At 71.6% G+C, this 13,394-nt stretch carries 11 protein-coding genes; 1 reads left to right on the top strand and 10 read right to left on the bottom strand.

Going from position 1 to position 13,394, the window contains the following annotated elements; all coding sequences use genetic code 11:
* The 10 genes from BT341_RS40670 to BT341_RS40625 form a co-directional block, all read right to left on the bottom strand.
* Window positions 1–1,725, bottom strand: coding sequence for a sodium/solute symporter (locus BT341_RS40670; RefSeq protein ID WP_072481282.1), 1,725 nt, complete (start codon window positions 1,723–1,725; stop codon window positions 1–3).
* A 112-nt stretch (window positions 1,726–1,837) separates the two neighbouring features.
* A complete protein-coding gene (locus BT341_RS40665; protein WP_072481281.1) occupies window positions 1,838–2,188 on the bottom strand; it encodes a hypothetical protein in 351 nt (116 codons plus the stop codon).
* A gap of 31 nt (window positions 2,189–2,219) precedes the next feature.
* Window positions 2,220–2,975 (bottom strand): LytR/AlgR family response regulator transcription factor, encoded by a 756-nt coding sequence (locus BT341_RS40660; protein ID WP_072481280.1) that lies wholly within the window; start codon window positions 2,973–2,975, stop codon window positions 2,220–2,222.
* Entirely contained in the window at window positions 2,972–4,024 is a 1,053-nt protein-coding gene (locus BT341_RS40655; RefSeq protein WP_072481279.1) for a sensor histidine kinase, read from the bottom strand. Before BT341_RS40655 ends, BT341_RS40660 begins: the two co-directional genes overlap by 4 nt.
* Window positions 4,025–4,063: 39 nt before the next feature.
* The gene (locus BT341_RS40650) at window positions 4,064–4,777 is read right to left on the bottom strand and encodes a hypothetical protein (RefSeq protein WP_072481278.1); all 714 of its coding nucleotides are present in this window, start codon (window positions 4,775–4,777) and stop codon (window positions 4,064–4,066) included.
* A gap of 199 nt (window positions 4,778–4,976) precedes the next feature.
* Window positions 4,977–5,972, bottom strand: a complete 996-nt coding sequence (locus BT341_RS40645) for an ABC transporter substrate-binding protein (protein ID WP_072481277.1) — start codon at window positions 5,970–5,972, stop codon at window positions 4,977–4,979.
* Window positions 5,973–5,997: 25 nt separating this feature from the next.
* Window positions 5,998–7,050, bottom strand: a complete 1,053-nt coding sequence (locus tag BT341_RS40640) for an ABC transporter permease (protein ID WP_072481276.1) — start codon at window positions 7,048–7,050, stop codon at window positions 5,998–6,000.
* Entirely contained in the window at window positions 7,047–7,811 is a 765-nt protein-coding gene (locus tag BT341_RS40635) for an ATP-binding cassette domain-containing protein (RefSeq protein ID WP_072481275.1), read from the bottom strand. The genes BT341_RS40640 and BT341_RS40635 overlap by 4 nt, the downstream gene beginning before the upstream one ends.
* Entirely contained in the window at window positions 7,808–8,845 is a 1,038-nt protein-coding gene (locus BT341_RS40630; RefSeq protein WP_072481274.1) for a class I mannose-6-phosphate isomerase, read from the bottom strand. The genes BT341_RS40635 and BT341_RS40630 overlap by 4 nt, the downstream gene beginning before the upstream one ends.
* On the bottom strand, window positions 8,842–9,825 hold the full coding sequence (locus BT341_RS40625; protein WP_072481273.1) for a LacI family DNA-binding transcriptional regulator: 984 nt from the start codon (window positions 9,823–9,825) through the stop codon (window positions 8,842–8,844). Before BT341_RS40625 ends, BT341_RS40630 begins: the two co-directional genes overlap by 4 nt.
* 314 nt (window positions 9,826–10,139) lie before the next feature.
* Between BT341_RS40625 and BT341_RS40620 the strand changes: the two genes are divergently transcribed.
* On the top strand, window positions 10,140–13,364 hold the full coding sequence (locus BT341_RS40620) for a GH92 family glycosyl hydrolase (RefSeq protein ID WP_084743306.1): 3,225 nt from the start codon (window positions 10,140–10,142) through the stop codon (window positions 13,362–13,364).
* The last annotated feature ends 30 nt before the right edge of the window (window positions 13,365–13,394 follow it).

Here is a 13,394-nt window from a genome sequence, read left to right as displayed (position 1 = left end):
TCAGCGGCTCAACAGCCGGGCGAGACGACGAACGGTTGACGAACGGTCGCGCGGCCGGGTCGAACGGGGCTCGTCCAGGTGCAGGCGGAGCATCGCCGCCGTGGACCAGGCCGGTGGCCTGCCCCGCAGCGAGACCAGCGCCATTACGCCGAATGCCAGCGGTACCGACCAGGGTGCCGGTTGCTGGACCAAGATCGCCACCCAGCCGTGCAGGCCGGGCCCGGCGAGGGCGAACAGGATCGAGCCGGACGACGCGACCAGCCCGGTCAGCACGCCGGCGATCCCGCCCGCCGCGGTCAGCCGCGGCCACCAGATGCCGAGCACGAGCAGCGGGCAGAACGTCGACGCCGCCACGGTGAAGCCCCACGTGACGAGCACCCCGGCGTCGAGTTCGGCCGAACGCAGCGCGAGCAGCACCATCACGCCGGCGACGCCGAACACGGCGATCCGCAGCCGCCGCAGCCCGCCGGGCACGAGGTCGTGCGCGAGCGCGCCGGACATCACCAGCAGCAGGCCGAGCGACGTCGCCAGGAACGCGGCGAACGCGCCCGCGGTCAGCAACGCCGTGAACAGGCCGCCGGCCCAGCCACTGTCCACTTGGTACGGCAGTGCGACGACCACGGTGTCCGTGGCGCCCGACAGGTAGAGCCCGGGCACGAGAACGCGGCCGAGGACCCCGTACACGCCGGGGAAGAGGTAGAACACGCCGAGCAGCGCGACGGTGATCGCGGCGGTGCGGCGCGCGGCGCGGCCGTCCGGGCTGGTGTGGAAGCGCATGAGCACGTGCGGCAGGCCCATCGTGCCGAGCATGGTCGCGATGAGCACGGACCACGTGCCGAGCAGCGGGTAGCCCTGGTCGCCGAGGTCGAGCAGCGGGCGTTGCCAGTCGGCGCCGCCGAGCGGGGCCCCGCCGCGGACCGCGGGCACCGCCGCGCCCGTGCCGAACACGACCTCGTCCTGGCTGTGCGCGGTGAACTCGCCCGGCGGGAGCGTCTGCACGGCGCCGTTGAGGCGGACGGGGGTCGGCTCGCGCAGCTCCATGGTGACGTCGACCTCGAACCGCACCGGCGTCTCGCGGGCGAAGTGGGTGAATTCGACCGGGTGCAGGGCGTCGGTCCGGTTGACCGCGCCGGCCTGCAGCACCAGCCAGATGGCCGGGACCAGGAACAGCAGCAGCTTGAGCACGAACTGGAACGCCTGCACGTACGTCGCCGCGCGCATGCCGCCGAGGGCGAGGGTGACGCTGACCGCGGCACCGGCGAGCACGACACCGACCCAGTACTGGGTGCCGCCGACGGCCGCGAGCACGAGACCGGCGGTGCGGAACTGCGGGACGACGTAGATGGTGCCGATCACGAGCACGACGACGGCGGCAAGGCGGCGCAGCGCGGGGGAGTTGAGGCGGGCTTCGGCGAAGTCCGGGACGGTGAGCGCGCCCGAGCGGCGCATCGGCGCGGCGACCAGCACCAGCATGGCGATGTAGCCGGCGGTGAAGCCGACCGGGTACCAGAGGGCGCCGATGCCGTCCTTGACGACGAGCCCGGCGACGCCGAGGAAGGACGCCGCGCTGAGGTACTCGCCGGAGACGGCCGCGGAGTTGACCAGCGGGGAGATCCGGCGGGACGCGACGAGGAAGTCGGAGGTCGTGCGCATCGCGGCGACCCCGCGGACGCCGATCAGCAGGGTCACGAGCACGACCGGCGCGACGGCCAGCGCGACGCCCACTACCCGGCCCCGCCGGTCTCGAGCGCCCCAAGGCGGCCTTCGGTGCGTGTGACGCACCGAAGGCCGCCTTGGGTGCGTGTGACGCACCGAAGGCCACATTGGGGTGCTCGGGTCATCGGTCGTCCTCGAGGCGTTCGGCGCGGCGCAGCTGCCAGCGGGCCAGGACGGCCATCGCCGGGTACGGCAGGACCGCGATCATCAGCCAGGACAGCGGGATGCCCAGCAGCCGCACGGTGTCCAGGCCGGGGAAGAGGGCGAAGATCCCGGGCAGGCCGAGGAGGAGGGCGAACATCAGGAGCAGGGCGGGCACGCCGCGGCGGCGCTGGGCGCGGTAGAGCGCGGTGGCGCGCTGGGTGTCGCCCGCGGGCAGGCGCGGCTGGCGCCAGCGGGCGCGCGAGCGGCGCCGCGCGTGGGCGAGGCGGGTCTGCGGGCTGGTGACGGCCACCCGGCGGATCTTGCTCATCGCGGTCCCCGCCCGGGTGCCCGGGGGCGGCTCACCGCGGGCCCGGCCCGAGCTGGCCGCGCTGGGCGGCCTCCAGCAGCCGGTCCCGCAGGTCCCGCGCGTGACGACGGCTCACCGGGACGTCGCCGGCCTCCGTGTGGGCCAGCAGGCCGCCCGCCGTGTCGCTGCGCAGCTCCAGCACCGCTCCCACGGCCAGCAGGAACCCGCGGTGCACGCGGCTGAAACCCGTGCCCTCCCAGTACTCCTCGAGCCGGGAGATCGGCATCCGCACCAGGTGGACCCCGCCGCGCGTGTGCAGCCGGACGTAGTCGCCGTGGGCCTCGGCGAACAGGACGTCGTCGCGCCGGACGTACCGGGTCCGGCCGCCCGACTCCACCGGCAGCGCCGCCATCGCGTCCGGGGCCGGGCGCGGGGCCGGGGTCGCCATCCGCCGCACCTTCGCCAGCGCCGCCGACAGCCGTTCCGCGCGGACCGGCTTGAGCAGGTAGTCCACCGCGCCGATGCCGTACGCCGTCACCGCGTGGCCGTCGTGTGCCGTGACGAAGACGATCACCGGTGGCTCGCTCAGCTTCGCCAGCAGGGACGCCAGTTCGAGGCCGTCGAGGCCCGGCATCGAGATGTCCAGGAACACCGCGTCGAACCTGTCCGCCTGAAGCAGCTTCAACGCCTTCAGCGCGTCACCCGCGCCGACGACTTCGCCGACTTCGGGTGCTTCGCGCAGCATGCGGCACAGCTCGTCCAACGCGGGTGGCAGGTCGTCGACGGCGAGGACCCGCAGCCCGGTCACGGCAGCACCCCCGGTTGGAACCGCGGCACCCGCACGATCACCCGGGTGCCCGCGCCGACCTCGGTCTCGACCGTCAGGCCGTACCAGGCGCCGTAGACGTCCCGCAATCGCCTGTCCACATTGGCCAGTCCAAGGCCAGCGGGGTCGTCCTCGCCGGTGCGCCCGGCCAGGATGTCCGCGGCCCGCTTCGGGTCCATGCCGACCCCGTCGTCCTCGACGAAGATCACGCAGTCGTTCCCTTCCGCCTGGCCGTGCACCTGGACCAGCCCGGTGCCCGACCGCGGCTCGATGCCGTGCCGGATCGCGTTCTCCACCAGCGGTTCCAGGACGAGGTACGGCACGGCGACGGCGAGGATCTCCGGCGCCACCCGCACCTGGACGCGCAGCCGTTCGCCGAGCACCGCCCGCTGCAGCGCCAGGTACGTCTCGATCGCGCGGAACTCCTCGGCGACCACCGTGTACTCGCCGTGCCGCGCCAGGCTGTAACGCGTGTAGTCGGCGAAGTCGAGCATGAGGTCGCGGGCGCGGTCGGGGTCCGAACGCACCAGCGACGCGATGACGGTGAGCGCGTTGTAGACGAAGTGCGGTGACATCTCCGCCCGCAACGCCCGCAGCTCGGCCTGCGCCGCCTGGTCCGCCGACGCCTCCAGCCGCCCGCGCTCCAGCGCCCGGACGACGAGGTCCGCCGCTTCGCTCGCGACGGCGTCCCGGACGTCGCCGACGACCAGCAGGACGCCGGCCAGCTCGTCGCGGACGTGCAACGGCAGGGCGAGGACGTCCGGCGCCGAGCCGGGTTCCTCCGTGTGCAGCACGCCGTCGAGCACCGTCGCGACGACCGCGTCCGGTCCCGGCCGTCCCGACCAGAGCAGCGAGCCGGACAGGTCGGTGAGGCCGAGCCCGGGGAAGCCGAACAGCCGGCGCAGGCCGTGCGCGGCGCGGCGGGCCCGGGTGCCGGCGAGGCCGTCACGCAGGTCGTCGGTGATCCGGCGGGCGGCGGCGAGCACCGGCAGCGGGTCGGCGCGGGACGCCGGGCGCAGGTGCACGGTCATCGGGCCTCCCCTTGGCGACGGTGTCCAGGGCAGTAGATCCTACGGCCAGGCGGGGTCCTCGCGGTCGGCCAGCACCTGGGCGTGGCGGCGGAAGCGGCGCCAGGTGCGGTAGTCGTCGAGCCCGGTGACCCGGGCGGGCGCCGACTCCAGCAGCCGGGCGTCGGCGGGGTAGGGCCGGTCCGGCAGCGCGATCCAGCCGGTCGTGCGGGTCTCCTTGACCGCCACCGGCACCGGCCGGAACGTCGTCGGGTCGAGCCCTTCGCTGTGCCGGACGACCTCGTCGAAGAACCAGGCCGACGTGATGAGCGCCAGCACGCCGGGCGACGCCTTGAGGGCCGCCTTCAGCGGCGCGGCCTCCAGGAGCCGGAACGTCTGGTTGATCGCCGGCGCGGTGACGCCGTGGTCGTCGTAGGCGACTTCACCCGCGTGCAGGGCCATCCGGAGCCGGATCCGGGCCTCGGCGTGGTGCGTGCGGTTGTGCCGGTGCAGCGCCACGGCGAGCGCGGTGGGCAGGAACTCGACGAAGGGCCCTTTCGGGATCTCCGCCGGCGCGAGGACGAAGACGCCGTCGCCGCAGTCTTCGCGCCGGCAGTCCGCCCACGGGACACCGGCGTCGTCGAACGCCCGGCAGAGCGCGCGGTAGAGCCCGGCGCGCAACGCCAGGCGGTGTGGTGTCGTCCGGCGCTGGTCGCCGTAGCCCTCGACGTCCACGGCGAAGATCGTCCGGTGCACGGCCGGCCGTTCGTAGTTCATCGCACCCTCCCTGCGATCATGCATGTGCCGATGCATGTGCAAGTGAGTGTGACGCCGGCCACCCGTGCGGGGGAACGGGCCGTGCGGTGAGCGGTGTCTTCCCCGCGGTGACCGGCCCGGTGCGATCACTGGCAGTGAATCTGCAGGTCAGGGCCCTGCGAGCGACGGGTACGCCGCTCGCAGGACCCTGACGGACGGCTCAGCAGGACTGCTTGTAGAAGTACTGCGAGTTGGCGTCCATGTCGGCCTTGGTGATCGAGTGCAGCTGCGCGGTGAGCGTGCGCGTCACCGGCTTGCCCTCGATGGCCGCCACGGCCTGGTCGACACCCTGGGTGCCGATCGAGGCCGGGTCCTGGGCGATCAGCGCCTGGTACTGACCGTTCTTGAGGCCTTCCACCTCCGACGGGCTGGCGTCGAAGCCGATCAGGTTCACCGCGCCGACCTTGCCCGCGTTGCGCAGGCCGGTCGCCGCGCCTTCACCGGTGTTGAGGTTGGTCGCGAAGACGCCGATCAGGTCCGGGGTCGACGACAGCGCGGCCGTCACCTTGGCCGCGGCCTGCTCGGGCTCGTTCTGGGTGAACTGGACGCCGATCGACTTCAGGTTCGGCGTGTTCTTCAGCTCGTCCTCGAAGCCCTTGGCCCGCGCCGCGGTCGTGGACGTGCCGGCGATCGTGTCGAGCACCAGCACCGAGCCGCTCTTGCCGCCCGCCAGCTTGGCCATCGTCTGCGCGGCGAGCTTGCCGCCCGCGGCGTTGTCGGACGAAATGGAGGACACGGCCACGCCGGTGTCCTTCAGCGCCGTGTCGACCTCGACGATCTTCGTGCCGCGCGCCTTCACCTGCTGGATCGGGGCCAGCATCGCGGTGTCGTCGGTCGGGGCGATGAGCAGCGCCGCCGGCGGGTTCGCGCCGAGGGCGTTGACCAGCTGCGTCTGCAGGGGCGCGTCGAACTTCTGCGGCGCCTGCGTGGTCAGCTCGTAGCCCAGCTTCTTCGCCTCGGCCTCCGCGCCGCACTGCAGCGAGATGTAGAACGGCTCGGCCTGCACGCCGGGGATCAGCGCCAGCTTCTTGCCGCCGGGCGGCTGGGCGGAGCTGCCGGACCCGCTCTGCCCGACCGTGCCGGACCCGCACGCGGTGAGCAGGGCGGCGGCGGAGACCACGGCACCCATGGCGGTGAGAGTCTTGGTCAGCTTCATAAGCACCTCTTCGTACTCAGGGGATTCAGCGGGAGTTGCGGCGGCGCCGGCGTCGCTGGTCGAACCAGACGGCGGCGACCAGGACCCAGCTGACGATGAACATCTGCCAGAAGTCCTGGACGTGGATGATGTTGAAGCCCTTGCGCAGCACGGCGGGGATGAACACCCCGATCACCGTGCCGAGGATCGTGCCGACGCCGCCGAAGAGGCTGGTGCCGCCCATGACGACCGCGGCGATGGCGTTGAGGTTGTCGGTGGTGTGCCCGGAGATGGTGGTCGAGTTGTAGTAGGCCAGCGAGAGGAACCCGGCGATCCCGGCCAGGAAGCCGGTCAGCGTGTAGACCTTGAGCAGGTGCGCGGTCACGCCGATGCCCGCCCGGCGCGCCCCCTCGGCGTTGGAGCCCACCGCGAAGGTGTACCGGCCGAACTTGGTCGTCCGCAGCAGCCACGCGCCGATCACCGTGATCACGATCGCCACGATCACGAGGTTGGGCACCACGCCGAACGACGTACCGTAGCCGAGGGTCTGGGTGAGCGCGGCCGGCACGGTCCGCAGGTCCGAGCCGCCGTTGAGCAGGTAGGCGGTGGCCAGCGCGGCCCCCATGGTGCCGAGCGTGACGATCAGCGCCGGGATCTTGGCCAGCGCGACGAGCACGCCGTTGATCAGCCCCCAGATCGTGCCGGTGACGACGGCGACGACGAGCCCGACGATGATCACGCCCCAACCCGCCTTCGACGCGTCGCCGCCGGACATCGCCTCCATCGTCTTGCCCGCGACCATGCCCGCGAGGATCAGCACCGAGCCGACCGAGAGGTCGATGCCCGAGGTGATGATCACGAACGTCATGCCCACCGAAAGGATGAGCAGCACCGCGGACTCGATGAACAGCGTCTGGAAGGTGAACAGGGTCGGGAAGCTGTCCGGCGCGATCACGCTGAACAGGATGACGAGGGCCACCAGGACCAGCCCGATCCAGAACGTGTTGGCCTCGACCAGCCGCTTGCCCAGCGGCCGCTTGCCGAAGCCCGCTTCGGGTGACTCCTGGATGTCCTTCTGCTGCGGCGCGGACACGCTCATGCGGCCTCCTCCTGCACCAGCGCGCCGGTCATCGCGGCGACGAGGTCTTCGAGCTTCGTGTCCGGCCCGGCGAACCGGGCGACGCGCTTGCCGAGCCGCAGCACCTCGACGCGGTCGGCGACCGACAGCACCTCGGGCATGTTGTGGCTGATCAGCACGACGGCGATGCCTTTGTCGCGCACCTTCTTGATGACGTCGAGGACGCGCTCGCGCTGCACCACGCCCAGCGCGGCCGTCGGCTCGTCCATGAACACGACCTTCGACGCCCACACGACCGAGCGTGCCACCGCGACGCTCTGCCGTTGGCCGCCGGACAGCGAGCCGATCGGGACGTCGGTGCTCTGCAGCGTCACGCCCAGCCGCTGGAACTCTTCGACCGCCTGGCGCCGCATCTCGGCCTTGTCGAGCATGCCGAGCTTGCCGAGGATGCCTTTGCGGTGGATCTCCCGGCCGAGGAACAGGTTGGCCGCCGGGTCCAGCTCGGGCGCGACGGCGAGGTCCTGGTACACGGTTTCGATGCCCAGCCGCCGGGCCGTCGTCGGCGAGTCGAGGTGCACCTCGGTGCCGTCGAGGAGGATCTTGCCGGACGTCGGCTGCTCCGCGCCGGAGAGGCATTTGACCAAAGTGGACTTGCCGGCGCCGTTGTCGCCGATCAGCGCGGTCACCTCGCCCGCGCGGGCCTGGAACGACGCGCCGCGCAGGGCTTCGACGGACCCGTAGTGCTTGGTCAGCTCGACCGCGTCGAGGAGGATTTCGCTCATCCGTGCCTCTCTTCCGGGGCCGGTGGGCGGCAGCGGATCACCGTCGCCGTGCCGGACAGCTCGGTCTGACCGGCGTCGAACGGGACGACGTAGGTGTCGCCCTTCGCCAGCGCGTGCTCGCCGCCGTGCTCGGTGCGGAGGGTCCCTTCGCCGTCGAGGACGACCAGGACCGCGAACGACGGATCGAGTGACAACGTTGTCGTCATGGTCGTGCGCAGCTGGTCGGCGCGGAAGAACCGCTCCGAACCGCCGGCCAGCAGGTCCACAGTGGACGAGCTGTCGGCCGCCGTGCGCTTGATGAGGGTCTCCAGGCGCTCGGCGTCCCACCCGGACGTGTCCAGCGCCTCGATCGCGGTGTCGAAGCCGAGGCCGAGGTGGCCCTTTTCCGGCGACGCCAGGAAGTCGCGCCACTCGATGGTCAGCGAGAAGTCCGTCGGCTGCTGCAGCTCGACCACGAAGACGCCTTCGCCGATCGCGTGCGGCAGCCCGGCCGGGATGTAAACCGTGTCGCCCGGGCGGACCGGGACGCTGTTGAGCGCGCCCAGCATCGACGGCACGTCCTGCTCCCGCGTCCACTCGGACACGGTCGCCTTCGACAGCGTCTCCTTGAAGCCGGGGTAGACGCGCGGGTCGGCGCCGTACGTGCCGACCACGATCCACGCCTCGGTCTTGCCGAAGTGCGAGTCGAAGTGCCGCTTCGCGAACGTGTCGTCCGGGTGGAAGTGCACGGGCAGCCGCTGGCCGGCGTCGAGCAGCTTGACCAGCAGCCCGGTCGACGTCCCGAGCGCCTCGACGTGCTTGGCGCCGAGCCAGCCGTTCGGGTTCGCCACGACCGCGTCGCGCAGCCAGGCGCCGTCCGGCAGCCGGGTCAGGCCGTTGGTGTCCTGGCCGAACATGGTGGTCGCCGAGGCGACCCAGTCCTCCGGGCCGAACTTCGACTCGGACGGGGCTCCGCGCAGCGCCGCGATGGCGTCGCCCCCGCGGTAGAACTGGGGCGGCTGGTTGGCCGGGAGCCGGATGGGTTCGAGGGTCACGGGGCGACCTCACCGGAACCGCGGGCGACGAGATGCACGGGCAGGACTACCTTTCTGGGCGGGGACTGGTCTCCTTGGACGCGGGCGAAGAGCAGCTCGGCCGCGGCGTGGCCCAGCGCGCTGACGTCGTGCGCGACGACGGTGACCGGCGGGTCGAGCAGGTCCGCCAGCTCGAAGTCGTCGAAGCCGACCATCGCCGGGCGGTGCTCGGCGTGGGCGAGTGCGCGCAGCAGGTGCACCGCGACCCGGTTGTTCCCCGCGATCACCGCGGTCGCCGCGTCCGGGCCGTGCAGCAGCCGCTTCACCGCGTCGCCGATGCCCTCCTGCGTCGGCGTCCGCATGGAGACCAGCGATTCGTCGTAGGAGATGCCGTTGCGCACGCAGCCCTCGCGGAACCCGCGCAGGCGCTCGGCCGCGGTGAAGATGTCCGGGCTGTCGCCGAGGAACGCGATCCGGCGGTGGCCGTGCTTGGCGAGGTGGGTGACGGCTTCGATGGTGCCGCCGAGGTTGTCGACCAGCACCGTGTCGGCCACGATGTCGCCGGCCGGGCGGTCGATGAACACGACCGGCGTGCCGGCGCGCATCTCCGGCACCAGGTAGCCGTGCTGCAGGCCGGCCGGGACGACGAGGATGCCGTCCACCCGCCGCGCGCAGAACTCCAGGACGAGCTCGCGCTCGCGGTCGGAGTTCTCCTCGGACGAGCCGGTGAGCACCTGGCGGCCGAACGACGTCGCGATCCGCTCGACCGCGCGATTCAGCTCGGAGTAGAAGGGGTTGCCGACGTCCTCGACGATCAGCCCGATGGTGCCGGTCGTGGACCCGCGGCGTAGGTTGCGCGCGCCGAGGTTGCGCCGGAAGCCCAGCTGCTCGATGGCGGCCATGACCCGCTCGGCGGTGTCGGGGTGCACCGCCGGCTCGTCGTTGACGACGCGTGAGACGGTTTTGATGCTCACGCCCGCCAGCCGGGCCACGTCGCTCATCGTGGCCCGCCTGCTCGTGGTGCGCGGGGCGCCGCCGGGGTCCCGCCCAGGAGGAGACAACGTTGTCATAGTGACCGGGATTGAACGCCACGACCCCGCGCCTTGTCAACGCCTCCCGCGCGGATTGTGCCGATTCGGCTACCGAAGTCGTAGGGCAGACGGCTGATCACGCTGTCCGGAACCGGACAGGTCTTGACGGGACCCTTGACTGCCTGGTGAGCCGCTGCCCAAGGTGGCCCGGTTCGACCGACTGCGCGACAAGGTTGTCATGACACCGGTTCCGGTCGCGCTGACGAGGTGGAGAGGCGATGGCCATGGCGCGAGCGCGCTTCAGAGCCGGTTTAGCTTTCCTGACATTGGCGGTGACCGCAGCGGTGGCTCCCGCTGTTCCCGCCGCCGCAGCTACGAGCACCGATTACGCGAAGTGGGTCAACCCCTTCGTGGGCACCCGGCCCGGTGGGGCCGACCACGGCACCGGGGGCGGTGCCGGCAACACGTTCCCGGGCGCGGTCGTGCCGTTCGGCATGGTCCAGTGGAGCCCGGACACGGTGAAGTCCCAGCCCGGCGGGTACTTCTACGACGACAACGCCCTGACCGGGTTCAGCCTGACGCACCTTTCCGGCGCCGGCTGCTCGACCTACGAGGACATCCCGTTCATCCCGTACGTCGGCGAGGTGACCACCTCCCCGGCGACCGACCCCGCGCACTACACGTCGAAGTTCTCGCACACGAACGAACACGCGACGGCGGGCGCCTACGACGTCACCCTGGACAGCGGCGCGAAGGTGGAGCTGAGCGCGACCCAGCGCACCGGCTCCGCGCGCCTGACCTACCCGGCCGGCGCGTCGTCGACGCTGCTGATCAACACGTCCGGCTCGGTCAACGGCACCGACGACGCGTCGATCACCATCGGCAAGGACACCATCAGCGGCTGGGCCACGAGCGGCCGCTTCTGCGGCGCGCAGAACAGCTACCGCGTCTACTTCTCGGCGAAGTTCGACACGCCGTTCGAGTCGATCGGTACCTGGAAGAACGGGGCCGTGACGCCGGGCAAGGCCGCCGAAACCGGTGGCGCGAAGGCGAAGGTCGCGCAGCCCAACGGCGTCGACGCCTCGATCGCGCGCCCGGCCAAGGTGGCGCCGCAGGACACCACCGTGTCCGGCCCGGGCAGCGGCGGGTACGTCACCTTCGCCAACCTCAACGGCGCGCAGGTCAACGTCCAGGTGGGACTGTCCTTCGTGTCCGTCGACGGCGCGAAGGCCAACCTCAAGGCGGAGAACACCGGCAAGTCGTTCGGCACGGTCGCGGCCGACGCGCGGAAGGCGTGGAACGCCCAGCTCGGCAAGATCGCCGTCACCGGCGGCTCCGACGAGCACCTGACGACGTTCTACACCTCGCTCTACCACGCGCTGATCCAGCCGAACGTGTTCTCCGACGTCAACGGCCAGTACATCGGCTTCGACGGCCGGATCCACACGGCCGACAAGGGCCACGCGATGTACACGAACTTCTCCGGCTGGGACATCTACCGCTCGGAGATCCCGCTGCTGGCGACGATCGCGCCGCACGAGACGTCGGACATCGTCCGGTCGATGATGGCCTACGCCGAGCAGGGCGGCTCCTGGGACCGCTGGACGGTGGCCAACGACTACACCGGCGTCATGAACGGCGACCCGTACCACATCATCGTGTCCAGCGCGTACGCGTTCGGCGCGCGTGACTTCGACGCCCAGAAGGCGTTGCTGCTCATGATCAAGGGTGCCACCCAGCCGACGCAGGGCTACACCGAGCGGCCGGGGCTGCAGGACTACCAGACCCTCGGGTACGTCCCGGGCGCGGGCGCCGACACGCTCGAGTACACCAGCGCGGACTTCGCCATCGCCCAGTTCGCCAAGCGGCTCGGCGACTCCGGGACGTACACGACGTTCATGAAGCGAGCCCAGTACTGGCAGAACCTCTACAACCCGGGCACCGGTCACCTGCAGCCGCGCAACGCCGACGGCTCCTTCTCCGGCACCTACAACCCGGCCAGCTCGCAGGGCTGGGTCGAGGGCAACGGCGCGCAGTACGACTGGATGGTGCCCTACGACCTCGGCGGTCTTGTCACGGCGTTCGGCGGGAACACCGCGGTCCAGTCCCGGTTGGACACCTTCTTCACCCAGCTCAACGCGGGAACGCAGCTGCCGTACGCGTTCATGGGCAACGAGCCCAACTCGAACGCGCCGTGGGTGTACTCCTACGCGGGCGCGCCGGCCAAGACGCAGGCGATCGTCCGGCGGTCGATGAACGAGCTGTACAACCCGCGTCCCGAAGGCCTGATCGGCAACGACGACCTCGGCCAGATGTCGTCCTGGTACGTCTGGGCCGCGCTCGGCATCTACCCGGAGATCCCGGGCCGCGCCGAGTTCGTCCTCAACACGCCGCTGTTCGGCAAGGCCGTGCTGACCACCGGCGCGGGCAAGAAGATCACCGTCACCTCGTCCGGCACCGGTGACTACGTCGCGGGCCTGAAGGTCAACGGCGGGGACGCGGCGAAGGCGTGGATGCCGGAGGCCCTCGTCTCCACCGGCGGCACGCTGGACTTCACGCTGTCGGAGATCCCGACCGCGTGGGGCAGCGCCCCGGCCGACGCGCCGCCGTCCTTCCGCGACCAGGAAAAGCCGAGCCTGTCGTTCGTCAACCCGGCCCGGGCGGTGGTCCCGGCGGGGTCGACGTCCAAGGTGTCGGTGGGCGTCCAGGACCTCTCCGGCACGGCCCGGAGCTGGACCTACACCGCGGGCAGCGTCGACGGGATCACGCTGACCCCGGCGACCGGCAGCGTCGCCGTGCCCGCCGCGGGCAAGGCACAGGCCGACCTGACGGTCAGCGTCCCGGCCGGGCTGGCCGACGGCGCGCGCCGCATCCCGGTGACGTTCTCCGCGCCGGGCGTGGCTTCGTCGCAGGCCGTGCTGACCGTGCTCGTGGCCCAGCCGAACAGCTGGCTGGCCACGGTGAACAACGCGGGCATCTCGCCGGACTCGAAGCCCGCCGCGGCGAACTTCGACGGCGGCGGCTGGAGTTACTCGGCCGACGCGCTGGCCGCGGCCGGCGCCACCCCGGGCGCGACGATCACCAGTGACGGGCTCAAGTTCACCTGGCCGTCGTTCCCGGCCGGGGACCCGGACAACGTGATCGCGGCCGGCCAGACGGTGAACGTGAGCGGTTCCGGGCGGCTCGCGCTGCTCGGCGCGGCGTCCAACGGCAACGCGTCCGGCACGCTGACGGTCACCTACACCGACGGCACGAAGTCCACCGCCACCATCGGGTTCTCCGACTGGACCCTCGGGGGCGGCGGCGCGCAGCCGGCGTTCGGCAACCGGATCGTGCTGTCCACGCCGTACCGCAACGCCTCGGGCGGCGACCCGCAGCAGATCCGGACGATGGTGTTCGGCACCAACCCGATCACCCTCGACGCGGGCAAGACCGTGGCGAGCGTGACGCTGCCGGGCAACGTCAGCGGCGGCGCCCTGCACGTGTTCGCGATCGGCATCGGCGCGTAATGATCCAACCCGGAAAGGCCGTCCGCCTCC

It is taken from the genome of Amycolatopsis australiensis, from assembly GCF_900119165.1.
Taxonomy (GTDB): domain Bacteria; phylum Actinomycetota; class Actinomycetes; order Mycobacteriales; family Pseudonocardiaceae; genus Amycolatopsis; species Amycolatopsis australiensis.
Note: the sequence above shows the minus strand (reverse complement) of the source record. Positions and strands in the feature narration are given on the sequence as shown.

Excerpts from the sequence above, each read along its gene's own strand:
- BT341_RS40665 (WP_072481281.1), bottom strand. The coding sequence starts at position 2,188 with ATGAGCAAGATCCGCCGGGTGGCCGTCACCAGCCCGCAGACCCGCCTC.
- BT341_RS40655 (WP_072481279.1), bottom strand. The coding sequence starts at position 4,024 with ATGACCGTGCACCTGCGCCCGGCGTCCCGCGCCGACCCGCTGCCGGTG.
- BT341_RS40650 (WP_072481278.1), bottom strand. The coding sequence starts at position 4,777 with ATGAACTACGAACGGCCGGCCGTGCACCGGACGATCTTCGCCGTGGAC.
- BT341_RS40645 (WP_072481277.1), bottom strand. The coding sequence starts at position 5,972 with ATGAAGCTGACCAAGACTCTCACCGCCATGGGTGCCGTGGTCTCCGCC.
- BT341_RS40640 (WP_072481276.1), bottom strand. The coding sequence starts at position 7,050 with ATGAGCGTGTCCGCGCCGCAGCAGAAGGACATCCAGGAGTCACCCGAA.
- BT341_RS40635 (WP_072481275.1), bottom strand. The coding sequence starts at position 7,811 with ATGAGCGAAATCCTCCTCGACGCGGTCGAGCTGACCAAGCACTACGGG.
- BT341_RS40625 (WP_072481273.1), bottom strand. The coding sequence starts at position 9,825 with ATGAGCGACGTGGCCCGGCTGGCGGGCGTGAGCATCAAAACCGTCTCA.
- BT341_RS40620 (WP_084743306.1), top strand. The coding sequence starts at position 10,140 with ATGGCGCGAGCGCGCTTCAGAGCCGGTTTAGCTTTCCTGACATTGGCG.